Genomic DNA, 14,944 nt, shown 5'->3' on the forward strand with positions numbered 1-14,944 from the left:
CAACTTGCAGTCGAGCAATGTTTCAATCCCTAATAAGGATTTGTATTAATTGGAATAGTAGACGATTGCAAGATAAATGTTTGATATCATGTTTCAATCCCTAATAAGGATTTGTATTAATTGGAATAGTAGTATTCAATGGGCGATGCTTTGCGATTATGTGTTTCAATCCCTAATAAGGATTTGTATTAATTGGAATCTGCCACAGGAATCTAGTAGCACTCCTTGTCAGAAGTTTCAATCCCTAATAAGGATTTGTATTAATTGGAATTCTGGAAAAAGCTAGCGATATTAGTGTAAGTCTTGGCGTTTCAATCCCTAATAAGGATTTGTATTAATTGGAATACAATGGCTGTTGGGCGATCGCAAGTGACTTGAGAGTTTCAATCCCTAATAAGGATTTGTATTAATTGGAATTTAGCCACGATGAGGCATTCCAAGTATTACCGAGGTTTCAATCCCTAATAAGGATTTGTATTAATTGGAATAATGAGGCTCAGATTGCATCCTTCTCACCGCATGTTTCAATCCCTAATAAGGATTTGTATTAATTGGAATCACTCAAACCAGTGTTTGCCAATCTGGTAGCAGAGTTTCAATCCCTAATAAGGATTTGTATTAATTGGAATATGCGACAGGCAACCCTTTAGCGCGTAGGGCTTTGTTTCAATCCCTAATAAGGATTTGTATTAATTGGAATTTCCAATCCGTCATAAACCTCTGCTAGTTGGTTTAAGTTTCAATCCCTAATAAGGATTTGTATTAATTGGAATGAGGGTATCGGTTTGGGGTGCGGTCATCGTCTGAGTTTCAATCCCTAATAAGGATTTGTATTAATTGGAATTAAATTTCCCGATGGCTAGAAATGCTAAATGCTTCGTTTCAATCCCTAATAAGGATTTGTATTAATTGGAATGGAATCCGCGTTGGACTGCTCTTAGCCGCTTCCTTGGCGTGTTTCAATCCCTAATAAGGATTTGTATTAATTGGAATTTAACTTATTTTGCTTATGAGAACCAAATAGGTGTTTCAATCCCTAATAAGGATTTGTATTAATTGGAATTAATCTGGTATCTTCCATCTTTTGCCCATTAGGAAGTTTCAATCCCTAATAAGGATTTGTATTAATTGGAATTAATCTGGTATCTTCCATCTTTTGCCCATTAGGAAGTTTCAATCCCTAATAAGGATTTGTATTAATTGGAATTAATGATAGGCGGGGCTGCCCTGCTATTTCTTGCGGGGTTTCAATCCCTAATAAGGATTTGTATTAATTGGAATTTGCGGGAAGCTGCAATCGCTGCGTCTCTTTCTGTTTCAATCCCTAATAAGGATTTGTATTAATTGGAATGCATTCTAACTACCTTTCATATTAAGTAGAAGGTGTTTCAATCCCTAATAAGGATTTGTATTAATTGGAATGGAGTGAAAATTAAGAGCGATCGCCTATGAACAGTTTCAATCCCTAATAAGGATTTGTATTAATTGGAATTTTAAGGATAGCTAGCACAAAAAAAAACGAAAGGCGTTTCAATCCCTAATAAGGATTTGTATTAATTGGAATATTAGGATGGTGTGTATGATTTTGCTCGTAGTCTCCGTTTCAATCCCTAATAAGGATTTGTATTAATTGGAATAAAGTGCATTCGTTCCGATGAGTCGCCGTGTAGTATAAGTTTCAATCCCTAATAAGGATTTGTATTAATTGGAATGGGATAGAGAATGATTTATGGAATCTTTAGAAATTGTTTCAATCCCTAATAAGGATTTGTATTAATTGGAATGCGTGGCAAGAGCAGCTACCATTTTTGAGCATCTCGTTTCAATCCCTAATAAGGATTTGTATTAATTGGAATAAAAATTTATCTGTCGGTTTTCCATGTTTAAAGTTTCAATCCCTAATAAGGATTTGTATTAATTGGAATTGTTACTGGCGTGCGACCTGCAACAGATACAGAGCAGGTTTCAATCCCTAATAAGGATTTGTATTAATTGGAATGCACAGTATCCTCATCTGAGGCTAAGATTATCTACCGATTTTGTACTTGTTTCAATCCCTAATAAGGATTTGTATTAATTGGAATTTTTCTTCTACTCTAAAAACTGCCAATACAAGTGTTTCAATCCCTAATAAGGATTTGTATTAATTGGAATTATTGCGATCGCACTTCCCCACCTTCGGCATTGGTTTCAATCCCTAATAAGGATTTGTATTAATTGGAATAAATTCGGGCTTGCTGCGTCCTGCCAACTCTCAGGTTTCAATCCCTAATAAGGATTTGTATTAATTGGAATTTTATTGTTTCCCAATCAAGCTTAGTTCTACTTACAGTTTCAATCCCTAATAAGGATTTGTATTAATTGGAATGTGACAATAAACAGTGTCGCCAGTCGGCAACTTTAGTTTCAATCCCTAATAAGGATTTGTATTAATTGGAATGAGAAAATCACCTATCAGGACGATCGATTGCAGGCTAGGGAGTTTCAATCCCTAATAAGGATTTGTATTAATTGGAATTACTTAGCGGATTACTTTTAATCTCTAAAGCAGAGTTTCAATCCCTAATAAGGATTTGTATTAATTGGAATCTAAAGGCTTAACGCGGGTTCCCCAAAGTAAAAGCGTAATCGGTTTCAATCCCTAATAAGGATTTGTATTAATTGGAATACTTGCAGGGCTAGTATTGCGAAGCAACTGCTGCGTTTCAATCCCTAATAAGGATTTGTATTAATTGGAATTGGCGGATAGATATAGAGGTTTCTGATTATGTGGAGTTTCAATCCCTAATAAGGATTTGTATTAATTGGAATGGTATTTCTGGCTCTGGCTGTCCATCTAGTCTTTCGTTTCAATCCCTAATAAGGATTTGTATTAATTGGAATGTCACTGAAGTTGTTATCACCATACCTTTGTCAGTTTCAATCCCTAATAAGGATTTGTATTAATTGGAATTTGTGGTAATCCGCCTACTAGCTACCCACCTGTTGTTTCAATCCCTAATAAGGATTTGTATTAATTGGAATGTAGGGAACCGAAGATCGATCAACTTGCCAAACTCAGGTTTCAATCCCTAATAAGGATTTGTATTAATTGGAATGTTGCTGTCAAGCTTATCATCAGTGCAAATTGATCGTTTCAATCCCTAATAAGGATTTGTATTAATTGGAATTGAAAGACAGCCAATTATTTTAAAGCTGCCCAGCGTTTCAATCCCTAATAAGGATTTGTATTAATTGGAATGGAGATGAAAAGGAATACTACTTTTTGCAAAATCCTGTTTCAATCCCTAATAAGGATTTGTATTAATTGGAATACACTACCGCGTCACTCTTGACCAAGCCAAGCGCGATGTTTCAATCCCTAATAAGGATTTGTATTAATTGGAATGGTTAGAAAGTTTCCTGCAACGCCCAAAATTAAAGAATGTTTCAATCCCTAATAAGGATTTGTATTAATTGGAATCAACTACAAGCCTTGATAACGTGTCATTTTTCAATGTTTCAATCCCTAATAAGGATTTGTATTAATTGGAATGCTAGATCGTGTCTAGCATCAGTGCTTGTAGAGCAAACACTGTTTCAATCCCTAATAAGGATTTGTATTAATTGGAATATTGGCTGGAATCCTGGAATATTAATTAGTACAGCAGTTTCAATCCCTAATAAGGATTTGTATTAATTGGAATATTCGTACTCTGTTTGCTGTGGGTAGGTTCCCTCATAAGTTTCAATCCCTAATAAGGATTTGTATTAATTGGAATTTTATTTTGCTTCCCAGCAGGTGCAGATTTCTTGTTTCAATCCCTAATAAGGATTTGTATTAATTGGAATCGCATCGATGGCAGTGGTACGCGCCGTCTTCTCTGTTTCAATCCCTAATAAGGATTTGTATTAATTGGAATACCTTTCTGCCCATCGCGCCCCTTTTGCCCGTCTTGTTTCAATCCCTAATAAGGATTTGTATTAATTGGAATCGCTGGCTGCTAAAAACCTTACGATATTTAGTTTTCAAGGTACGATCGCGCGAAACCAAAACGATTATATCATCCACTCCCCTAAACGCTCGTAGGACACACAGTGACAATCCAACGAAAACATTGCTATACATACATCTCAGCAAACGCGCGAATACATTAATCCTCCCTTAGCTCCTAAATTCCTACACGCCAAGCATCTCATGGCATTCTTGCAAAAACTTCGCCTCAACACCTACCCATCCGCGCTAGTAGCAAAAAATATAGTCTCGTCGCGGGGTTGTTCGCCGCCAATGCGTTCTACTTTACCTTGACAGCAACCACAAAGAAAATAAAAACGGATGCTATCTACATTAGGCTGAATTGCCTTACTTAAACGCGATCGCAATTTAGCATACTGCGTGTCAGTCAAGTTGCAACACTCAAACACGCTCAATTGTACCCACTGTCCGTAAGACTTGAGAATGTTGAAAATTTTAGTGCGGCGCTTGTCTTCGGAAATATCATAGGTAATTACGACATTCATCATCAGGTTACTTCAAAACTAAAGGAGGATACTTTTCAATCTCGCCCATCAAATACTTAGCTAATAATCGAGCCTGAATCTCAAAAGCTTCACGATAAGTACATTGCTTCAACAAAACCGGATGCTTAAACTTAGACTGCTTCTTGAGTTCGTAAAGACGTAAAAAAGTATGCAGTCCTTCTTTAGTAAGTGAAACAGCATTACTCAATGGTTCTGTCGTAAAATCATTAGGGTTAAGCGATCGCTTATTCAAGGCAGCTAACACCACAGCATCGACTACCAAAGGACGAAACTCTTCCATCAAATCCAAAGCTAGCGAAGGACGACCGTAACGTTCGACGTGCAGGTATCCTAAATAAGGATCGAAGCCGACAATATTTAACGCACCTTGAATATCGTGACGCAACAATGAGTAGCCTAAGCTGAGTAGCGCATTAACAGGATCGGTAGGAGGACGACGATTTCTAGTTTTAAACCCAAACTCCGAACCTTTAATTAACTTGTCAAAGCAACCAAAATAAGCCGCACTCCCCGCACCCTCCAAGCCACGTAAAGAATCAATGCTAGTAGTCTTGGCAATAGGTGCGATCGCTTGTTCTAATTGACTTATATGAGCTTGCAAATCTATTTCGCTGCATTCTCTATCTCGCCGTAAGAGGGTATGGCGATAGTTTTTTAGTTTACCCCGCACAAAACCTTGTACGAGGTGAATTGCTCTTGCTGATTCGCCAATAGCTTGCCATTGGGCTTTCCTGACAAAGATATTTTTCGTCAGTTCTGGTTCTAAACGCCCCAAATAACGCCCCGTACCTGTAAGAAAACTCAAAGGAATGCGCCGCTCCAAAAGTTCAAACACAGCCGCAGGCGAGACAGTAGCACGTCCTAAAACCACAAGACCATCTACCTTAATTAAAGGTACGTCTAAAAGCGTTGCTTTATTTGCTTTGACGCTGAGACGTTCATCCGTTTTGCCAATAAAACTATCCTGTTCGGTGACGTAAACAGTTCCCACAACAAACTCCTTAAAATTATATAGCCGCTTCTTGATAGCGCTTCACCTTATCTGCTGCTTGCGGTAAACATTGCGAATACAAACTGCAACCTTGACAACGCTGCCTATAAATAGCTTTGGGCATTATTCCAGTTGCTAGCAAATTTTGTACTGCGGCGATAGTTGCGATCGCACTAGCACGTAATTCGGCAGTTATTTCCACTATTTGGCGTTGATGGGAGTGAGTGTAATAGATATATCCTTGAACTACACTTTTGCCCGTCATCTCCTCCAAACAAAGCGCTTGGGCGCAGACTTGCAACTCATCGTTATCCCATTGTCCCCGATAGCCGCGCTTATACTCTACTGGATACAAGCATCCTTCATTTTCTTCAATTAAATCTGCTTTGCCAATCAAGCGATATTGCTCAGATTTGAGCCAAACTGCCCGAATTTGCCAGATTTCCTCTCGATGTCCTTCCCCTAAAGTGTGGACGCGATCGTGCAAGCTAGTACCTTCAATCGTGTACTGGTTGTCTGTAAACTCTCCCGCACAAAACATCCGCCAGCAACGGTGAGGACAATAGGTGTATTGATTGAGAGCAGCGATCGCAATATATTCAGAATTATTCATGTTGGCTTGCGAATTTGCGATCGCCTTACCATCCCCATTCCCATCGGCGTTTTTCTACCTACGCCAGAGTACAAAGCAAAGTCTGCTAAAGCGTTGATTTGCTTAATTACTTGTGGTTCGACATTGCCCAAAATCCGATAGCTGACATTACCAACACAACCAATAAACTTGCTGCGCGAATCTGCAACTATCTCTGTACGAATATCAAAGTAGCTAGGAAAGATAGCTTGGACGATATCTGGAGACATTTCAATCTTGCTAAATTTATGCCAACGATTGATTAGGCTGTTAAACACACTATCTCTACTCGGTAAAGCACAATCAAACTCTTGCTGGCGGAATGCTGTAGGAGTTGAGAGAGTGAAACTAATTAGGCGATCGCGATCTGATGCTTGCTCGTATAGTTGAGAGTAAGAGCAAAAATTCGCCCAAGGTTGAGTAGATTGAGGAGTACCCAAAACGCTAGTAATCTTTAAATCCGCAGAACCCAAATGCCAAGCGCGACTAGGATTGAGATTTAGCCACAGTTGAGTAAGTTTGCTAAACAAAGCCTCATCTAACAAAGATATTCTCAGCCAACAAGGAGTACCAGGTGCGATCGCTTGTTTGTGTTCCCATTGCACTCTATAGTTACTAGATACCTGTAAAGGGCTAAGAGTAAAGGCTTTATTGCTTTTGTCAGCGTGGAGAAAGTCGCCCAATAGTTTATCGACAGCACTAACTAGCGTTAAAAATAGGGCGTGGATGTGTTTACCACTGAGGTAGCCAGGGTAAATAGGCGACTGTGGAATGATATTGAGAACTAAACTATGAGGCATATATCAACTCCTAAAACGGTATTGCATACCAGCCGGAATTTTTAGCTTGTCAGTTTCGTAAAATTGCCCTCGCAGCCGTACGTTACGGATTAGGCTGACTGGAGGCATATTTACCACGTCATAGCTAATGACTTGATGGGAGAACATCACATCTAAGGGATTGAGCAAATAGGGAAATACATATTCCCCTGCAATTAACTTAGACTGAGAAAGTTCTGTAACTTCTACTGCTGCTTTACTCATCCACTTACCTAGACGAATCCATTTAGGCAAAGTTAGGCTTTTTTGCGAGATGAGGAGAAACTCAAATCTACTTTCAGGGGCAATTTCTTTCGCCCTACCAAAACTAGGAATATTCTTTTGGGTTTTCTCCATCTCTACGTGGTAGTTGTTATTTGCGTACTTCCATGTATTGAGCATGGCATAATGAGAAAGCGATCGCGCTGGGGTAACATATATTCCCTGCTTGTTAAGTGGCGTTAAATGCTCCTCATACTTAGGCACTTGTTCGGGGCAAAAATAGCGATAAGAGTGTTCTTCAGCAACGCTAGTAGAGTAGACTTCGCTATCGACTAAGCCTAGTGCATAACACAGGGCGTAGTTATGTATTACTGGTTCGGTTTCATACAAGCGCCCGATTTCACGAGTTGCATAATAGAGGCTATCGTGCAACTCTAACTGACAACGGTAGATAAATGTCATTACATTTACTCCGCTACAACCGTAGCTTTTTTATTACTCCTTTTTTCTTTTGCTGCTGACTTCAATACATACTTGTCTGCATAAGCAACTGACTCTGTATTAGCTTGAGTTAGCATTTGCTTTAGCTTGGTTTCATCGCTGGTAATGGACTTAACTTCATTCAATAAAGTGATAAAAGAGTTACCTATGAAATCTGTATGACAAATACACTCTTGAGACATAAGGACATTTATAGCTTCTGTAGCAGCAGATAAAACATTATCTTCATCTAGTGGATCGGGGGAATTAATTTGACTTTTTTGGCTCATTAAGTCATATATTTTTTGCGTCCATCGCAAATTGCTAACAATCTCTCCATCAGCAAAAACAACGCCTATCAATTGATTGCGAACTTTACCAGTACGGGTTGTTTGTGCGCCGTAGTGACTCGTTCTCAAAATGTTATTGAACACATAAATAAATCCTGCTTGTGTAGGGTCTTTTAGCGTCACAATGCTAGGAAAAAAGACTTGAGGCAATATGTGATCTTGACTATTTATTCGGCTAGTTACTTCTCCTTGACGGCTCATTGTGCCATTTTCAAAAGGTGCATTGAGTGTAAAATTTAAGTGGGAATCATCAAAGGGTGTAATTGAATAAGCTGTATCTACTACAACTTTTGATTTTTCTGAACCAGCATCACCAATTGCAAAACCGTAAAGAATACAATCGGGAGTAGTTTTGCTAAAATCAACGTTATAATCGCACTTTTCCCAGTCACCAATTTTGTAATTACGCAACAACTCTCTACCTGTAAGGCGTTCTGGGGTAGACTGTTTGCGCTTGAATAGTGCTAAACGGCTAATTGCTTGATTATTCTCAATTCCTGCTCTTACTCGTGCTTTATTAAGTTCGCCGTCAGTTTGAAATAATGGGTAAGATTCAGTTACACGGATAGTAATAAAGTGGACATATTTACCCATTGGTTTAGCTGGGATTTCGCTGTGAAAAAACTTCGGCTCAACGGTTTTAATAAAAGTCATTTTGTGTTCACTCTGTTTTGTGGTTACTTGAAAAAATTGAATTATTCTAAATTGTGGCTTCTGCTTCTAATTCTATAATTTCATCTGGTTCATCTTGTGGTTTTTGTTGGCGCTCAGTATCATCAGCTAAACGATAGAGATAATCGCAGGTATCGCGGATAAGATTTAATTGCATACCTGCTAAACGAGCGCGATCGCTCTTAAATGTCTCATCAAAAATCACCTCAACAAAATACTTAGCAAATTCATAGATTGCTTGTCGTTCTTCCTCGGAATTTAAAGCAGGTTTCCACTTGCCATCTATAAAGGTTAAAGTGGGTTTTCCCTCCGCAGTACGTCGCCTAACATTTTTCATTAACGTTGATAAACGTGCAGCTACAAGTTGAGTTAAAGACTCATTATCACTAGCTAAAGCTTTATCAATTTTTAAAACTACATTCGCAGCCTCATCAATTGGTTTTAAAACTGCATTAGCTTTAGCATATTGGCTTTTTGCCCGATAAAACTTGCGATAAAGTTCAGTTAAATTTTCTAATTTAGTCATCTCATCTCCTTTTGGCTCGAAGTAGTAGTAAAAGTCAAAGTACAATTTAATTTTGGAAATTGGTACAGATTTAATCTCAGGAATTTGTACAGAATTGCTTTTTGGTTTACGTAGCCATTTACTAAGGTAGTGAAAGACGTAAAGAGGGCTAGTTTCTAAATCGCGCGCTAACGCTGCTAATTTCCCCCAATCAGGATTTCCATCTTTTTTACGATTGACTTCCAAGTGAATGCAATAAGCCGCACTAAGAGCATTAAGCGGGGAAAATTTACGCTGGTTTAGGCTACGAGGGACGATACTATCTAATCGGTACTCAGCTTGTTTAATTAAAGAGTGAATTGCTTGATGTTCTCCGTCTAGTAAAACCGTCTGTTCAAAATCAGCACCACTAATAAAAGGTGGTACGGGTGACTCTGAAGCAACTGTTTTGATATCTAAGACTAGCGGTAACGCTAATGCTAACCATGCAGGCATTACCCAAGATTCTATATCTGTAGCATCTTTTCCTGGTGGTAGTGCTAGAAAGAAAAATGTAAGTGGTTGATTTTCTGGATAACTAATTTTGAAGGTGCGATCGTTTTCCGGCTGCAAATCTTCTTTAATTAGTAACGCATCAACTTTTTGATAATTGTCAAGAGTAAAATTAGCTTCTTGCTTTTCTGTAATTAGGTATTTGCGGATGTCTGCATCAAATCGCGATCGCTCAATCCAAGTATAAGCTTTTTGTAAAAACTTATTAGTTTCTGGTGTAAAAAAATAAGCGGGATAAAGGTACAGATATCTATACTTGCGTCCTTCAAAGTCTCCTCCTGTAGCGTTGGTTTGGTTCATTAAAATTTGCCTTAACATGATCTCTATTGACCAAATCGAGCAAATTTGCCGTTTAGCGGCTTGGGCGTTAAATAATATCTGGCGGTTACTGTAAACTTGGGGAGCAAATAATGTTGCTGATTCCATTTGTTCTGTAACAGTATAGGAAGAACTCGACATTGCACAAACGTTTTCTCGTCCTCTACCTGTTACTTTAGCGGCGCTATATCTGCTAATTTCGGTTAAAAAAGGTTGTATTTCTGGCGTAACAACTGCACCTGCTGGTAAACAAACAACTCGATTTACATAGGTGCGGATATCATCCCAACCATCAGAAATTGTGAATTGCTCTAAAGTTGGCTTAATTAAGGTAGCCGCATAATTTACCATCTCCGTCATTCTTTCCCTAATTTGAGCTTCATCTAAACCCAAATTACGCTGAAAATATTGCGCTGCTATGTAATACCAATCAAGGGGTACGCCTCCAGTTTTTTTTAAAGTTTGAATGGCTTGTATAGCAGATATTTCAGTTGATAAGCCCAAATATTCAGCAAGTTTGTGAGTTAAGTTTAAATTTGGGATCTCTTTACGGTTAGCTTTAGGTTGCTGCTTTTGCCAAGTATTTAAGCGATCGCACCATTCACTCCAAATTCCTCTACATAGGGTATCTCCAAATTCTGCTAACCTATCAATGCGATAATCTTCACCAAATTCTAGATTGAGATTAGTAGGTAAATCCCCTGCATTCTGAAAAGCAACTAAGCTATCACTACGTTTTTTAGCTGAGGAACTTTTTGTACTAGGAATTAGTCTACTAGCTGCATTAACACTAACTTCCATTAGCTGAATAGCATCAAAGAACAACCAATAGTAATCAGCAAATTTAAAACCTTTCCCATCCCGTCCAAAACCTGTTTGATCTCGTTTTAATCTATCTCCACATAAAATTTTGATTTTGGCAATTACTAGATTAGGTAGGTTACTTATATCAATTACCGGAGCATTGGGTTTAGTTAAATAAACAACTCCATCTGGTAAATATAGTAATGCTGTATAAAAATCTTGGGGATGAGCTTCTATTAAAGCATTATTTAAAATATTAGTTATAACTCCACGATTGTCTGACAAAGAGTGATAACTAAACTTCAATTGTCCATTGCTTAAGCTAGTTAGTTCTTCAAACAATCCATTATTATCTACATCGCCTGGACGCTTTATTACTGAAGCGAATAAATCTGATAATCTAACAAGGCTGGCAAGAATACTTCTAGTTCTACCATCTAATTTAGGGTTTAATCCACGAATTTCTAAACCTAAATCAGCGTCGTATTTAACTCCTGCATTATTACTTAGCCACACTATGTCATCAATATGTTTTTCCCAATCATCACCTAGTAAATAATTCAAACCTAGATCGGTGATTTTTTTAGCAATATATTCTCGTCCAAAGTTAGGCGCATCGGATTTATGAGGTTGATCTTTTTGCCAATGGCGATTTTTAAATTTACCTTCGTTATCATTAGCATTTAACCAGGCGGGATAATCAGGAAACTTATCAAAGTCATGTAAAAGATAAGATACGATAAATAAACAAATTACGATATCGTTACAGTAGCGTTTAACAGGATTGGTTGCTTGTTCTAATCTCAGTTGTTTTAGTATTCGATAAGTAGGAAGTAGCCCATTTAAAAGGTGAGATATAAAAGACTGATCGTGTTTACTGCGTTCAACATTTTTACCTTCTGCGCGTCTATCTTCCGTAAATTGACCTCCTTTTGCTGTTGCTCCTCCTAACTGGGAAAATAGATTAGGTACAACATTTTCAGCTAAGTTTTCTAAAATGCGATCGCTTTTGTTTCCTTCTGTATCTAGAATCGCCTGCTTAAACAATTTGATTGTCAAAAGTTCAGCTTTTATCGGGGTTTCATCATCTAGATTTTGCGTAGCATCAAACTCTAATGTTTCTAAAGGTAAATCGTCAAAATTATTATCAGCCATAAATAAGTTTATTTCTACTCAATTGGTTAATTTTGATGTCTGCAAATACAAAACTTACAAGAACAAATATTAAAATTGATAGCTATTTGTTCTCGCAAACTCTCTTTAATTCTTGGTTGTCCGCCAAATTGCACGTAATTCTTCTAAACGCACCCAGCAACCATCTTTTTTAATCTCTATGTATTCCCAGCCGTTACACGAACTACCGTTAATCTTTCCAGTCAAGGGACTTGGCTTATCAAATTCTTGTCCATCGCAAACAATAGTTCCTGTTGAAGATATTTCTAGACTGTTGATATACTCACGACCGAGTTTTTTGGCTAAATCTCGTTTTAGTTTGACTCGCACAGACATTCCTCGTTTGGTTAGCCCTGCGTCAAGTAATTGAGTAAGCTTTACATGAAAGTTGGCTATCTTCTTCTTACTTTCGTTATGCTTTTCAAACTCCAAGCTTTTAGGGTTCAGGTAGACAGTTGAGAAACTAAGTACGCCTTGATTCTGGCATTTAGGCTATATCTTTATTAGTAAGATGTATGTTCATAATTTCTTGTAGTTAGTTGACACTATACTGTCATTGCTATTTTTAGATGTCAAGGGTTACTGTAGCCTTAATGATTAAAAATCACTTTCTAGAGTGTTAGATGCAGATAAGTGTAACCTTATGTATAGGGAGGAGGGTTCGCAGTTCGGTACTGCACTCTCCATAATGCCTTTTAGGTATTGAAACACTGTCGCCTTCTGATTTTGGGCAAAACCCCTTCTCCCTATCCTTTTCAGCAAATCCATCCTTCATCCTCTCTTGGCTCCCAGTGCCAAATTAGGGTTTCTAACAACAACGCAGACTGTCCAAAAGCAATTGTGTATGCTGGTTTTCGGTCGTTTAAGCGATCGCTTAAAGAGTATGCTTGAAAGTGTATCGGTAGTCCTAACTTGGCTCGTAGGGTGGCGCGATCGCAATCAGAGATATAGCAAACTAGACCTCTTTGGTACAAAGCTTTACTAACATCATTAATACCTGTGGAAACTTGCAAGCCTTTAAGAACTTGCACCTTACTCGATTTAGCAATTGTACTGATGTCGCCAGAATGATAAAAATGCCAATCTTCCCGTATTTCTCTATAACCTGTCAATTTCAAGTAACATAAAGCCTTCTCAAATCGAGTTGTCAATAACCCTGCTTGTTTTGCTTGTTGAATAAACTGGGGCTTTTCCATCCATTCAAAAGTAAAATTACTAATCAAACTAGGAAGGTTATAAGTTTTAAAGCGAGCGCTTTCTGGTTCGTTTCTATTCGTGTCATCATAAATCGCACAATCTAACTGACTACTCCCGCGAAAATTCCGCGCTTCATCAATTACTTTCTGTTTTCCTTCACTCTGGCAATGTTTAATTTGTCCGTACTTTTTATTAACGCTGATCTTTAAAGCTTTTTGAACATCATTGCCGAAGTTTTGAGCAGCTTCAGGGTAGTAATGTTTAAGCCTCAAAAGCTCAGAATACACGCAGGTTGATTGAATCCCACCCCATCGTTGCGGATATTGTCTAAAATCATTAATAGAGGAGTAGCGATCGCGGATAGCCTGAGAAAAAGTAATGCGATCGTAAGTTTCACCATCCTGCAACGGATGTAAATCTCTTTCAAATAGTCGCTCTATAATAAAATTTGGAAGTAGAGCATAAGCTTGATAGATTTCAAAATCTTTATGTCTGCCTAACCTTCCGAAACGTTGAATAAAGTTACCAGCATCCGCCGCTTCAAAGACTAAAAAATTAATCCGAAAGTCAACTCCTACATCAATTGTAGATGTACCTAAAAGTAAATCTGCTTCTATAACCGATCTTGATTTTTCGGTTTCACCTGTTAAACCTGTGTTTTCTCGTACTTGTAATCCTAGCGGTTCAAAAAGTGCCTTAAACTTAGGGATTAGTTTTTTTACAGCAGCAATGGAATTAAGAATTATTGCACCTTTACTACCTGGGTAAGTTTGAAAAAACTTTAATATGGTTGTTTCCGCATTATTTAAAATCCAATCGTAACTAGAACGTATATTCGGTTCTATATTTTGAGGAAAAATTAAATTAATTGGCTGGCTAATTTGTCGCCAGCTTTTACTTGTTTCATTTAAAGAAAACTTATAAGCATTCTGCTTAACTGGGTCAATAACACGGTATCTCAATCCAGCTTGAGACAAAAAATCCTGTAATAGCTCGTTAGGAGTAGCCGAGAGAAATAAGAATTGCTTACCAGGAACAGTATGCTTAATTAGTAATATTGCATTGATTACGTTGGTAATTTGAGGAGATGAGAAGATATGAAACTCATCGAAAATGAATAAGTTATAGTTGTTGTCAATATTCGCGAACAATTTATTGGCATTGTCGCCTTTACCCTGTTTGTTGCGTCGTAAGTAACGAAAATCATGAATGTAGTGAAAAATATCAGGATTTGTAAGCAGAATTTCTGAATTAATAGCACGATTAAGTAATGCTGCTTGTTTTGAAGATAGTTTAGTTGTTTCGATAAAATCCTCAAGTATAGCTGCGTTCAAACGATAAACTTGAAGATCGTGTTTAGTAGGTTGAAACTGATTTTTATAGCTTTGTACTTGTTTTTCTTGATCTCGTGCTAATTCATTCGTAGGGTACATCGCTAAAGTGGACGTGCAGTTAGTCATTGCTGGAAGGTAAGCGGCTAAGCTTTTACCATCTCCGGTCATCGCTGTATTAAAAACTACGTCAATACTGGGATCGCATAACGCCTCCAAAGTTGCGGCTTGATGCCAAGAAAGCGACCAATTTTCCGGTAATTGCACTCCTTCTGGTGTCAGGACTGTTTGAGAGTAAACAGGTTTGAGAATAATAGAATAATCGGACATACGATTAAAAATTGCCCGTAATTTGTTGTTAATTGCCATCTTTACATTC

9 protein-coding genes and 1 CRISPR repeat array are annotated in these 14,944 nt (G+C 37.9%); all 9 genes read right to left on the reverse strand.

Annotation, left to right across the window (positions count from 1 at the left end; all coding sequences use genetic code 11):
- Window positions 1–19: 19 nt before the first annotated feature.
- A CRISPR array of direct repeats spans window positions 20–3,974; the repeat unit is 37 nt; unit sequence GTTTCAATCCCTAATAAGGATTTGTATTAATTGGAAT.
- A 235-nt stretch (window positions 3,975–4,209) separates the two neighbouring features.
- The 9 genes from cas2 to cas3 all read right to left on the reverse strand — a co-directional run bounded on the left by cas2 (window position 4,210) and on the right by cas3 (window position 14,895).
- Entirely contained in the window at window positions 4,210–4,500 is a 291-nt protein-coding gene (cas2, locus tag UH38_RS23065) for a CRISPR-associated endonuclease Cas2 (RefSeq protein ID WP_045057058.1), read from the reverse strand.
- A 7-nt stretch (window positions 4,501–4,507) separates the two neighbouring features.
- On the reverse strand, window positions 4,508–5,512 hold the full coding sequence (cas1d, locus tag UH38_RS23070) for a type I-D CRISPR-associated endonuclease Cas1d (protein ID WP_045057059.1): 1,005 nt from the start codon (window positions 5,510–5,512) through the stop codon (window positions 4,508–4,510).
- A 16-nt stretch (window positions 5,513–5,528) separates the two neighbouring features.
- Window positions 5,529–6,125: a CRISPR-associated protein Cas4 gene (gene cas4, locus UH38_RS23075; RefSeq protein ID WP_045057060.1), complete on the reverse strand. Its 597-nt coding sequence runs from the start codon at window positions 6,123–6,125 to the stop codon at window positions 5,529–5,531.
- A complete protein-coding gene (gene cas6, locus UH38_RS23080; RefSeq protein WP_045057061.1) occupies window positions 6,122–6,943 on the reverse strand; it encodes a CRISPR-associated endoribonuclease Cas6 in 822 nt (273 codons plus the stop codon). The genes cas4 and cas6 overlap by 4 nt, the downstream gene beginning before the upstream one ends.
- 3 nt (window positions 6,944–6,946) lie before the next feature.
- Window positions 6,947–7,645, reverse strand: a complete 699-nt coding sequence (gene cas5d, locus UH38_RS23085) for a type I-D CRISPR-associated protein Cas5/Csc1 (protein ID WP_045057062.1) — start codon at window positions 7,643–7,645, stop codon at window positions 6,947–6,949.
- A 5-nt stretch (window positions 7,646–7,650) separates the two neighbouring features.
- Complete coding sequence (gene cas7d, locus UH38_RS23090; protein ID WP_045057063.1) at window positions 7,651–8,667, reverse strand: type I-D CRISPR-associated protein Cas7/Csc2; 1,017 nt, start codon at window positions 8,665–8,667, stop codon at window positions 7,651–7,653.
- A 46-nt stretch (window positions 8,668–8,713) separates the two neighbouring features.
- Window positions 8,714–12,019 carry a type I-D CRISPR-associated protein Cas10d/Csc3 gene (cas10d, locus tag UH38_RS23095; RefSeq protein ID WP_045057064.1) on the reverse strand — a complete coding sequence of 1,102 codons (3,306 nt, stop codon included), beginning with the start codon at window positions 12,017–12,019 and terminating at the stop codon, window positions 8,714–8,716.
- Window positions 12,020–12,124: 105 nt separating this feature from the next.
- Window positions 12,125–12,469: a hypothetical protein gene (locus tag UH38_RS23100; protein WP_200892589.1), complete on the reverse strand. Its 345-nt coding sequence runs from the start codon at window positions 12,467–12,469 to the stop codon at window positions 12,125–12,127.
- Window positions 12,470–12,792: 323 nt separating this feature from the next.
- Entirely contained in the window at window positions 12,793–14,895 is a 2,103-nt protein-coding gene (gene cas3 / locus UH38_RS23105) for a type I-D CRISPR-associated helicase Cas3' (protein WP_045057085.1), read from the reverse strand.
- Window positions 14,896–14,944: the final 49 nt, after the last annotated feature.

The sequence above is a fragment of the Aliterella atlantica CENA595 genome, from assembly GCF_000952155.1.
Lineage (GTDB): Bacteria > Cyanobacteriota > Cyanobacteriia > Cyanobacteriales > Chroococcidiopsidaceae > Aliterella > Aliterella atlantica.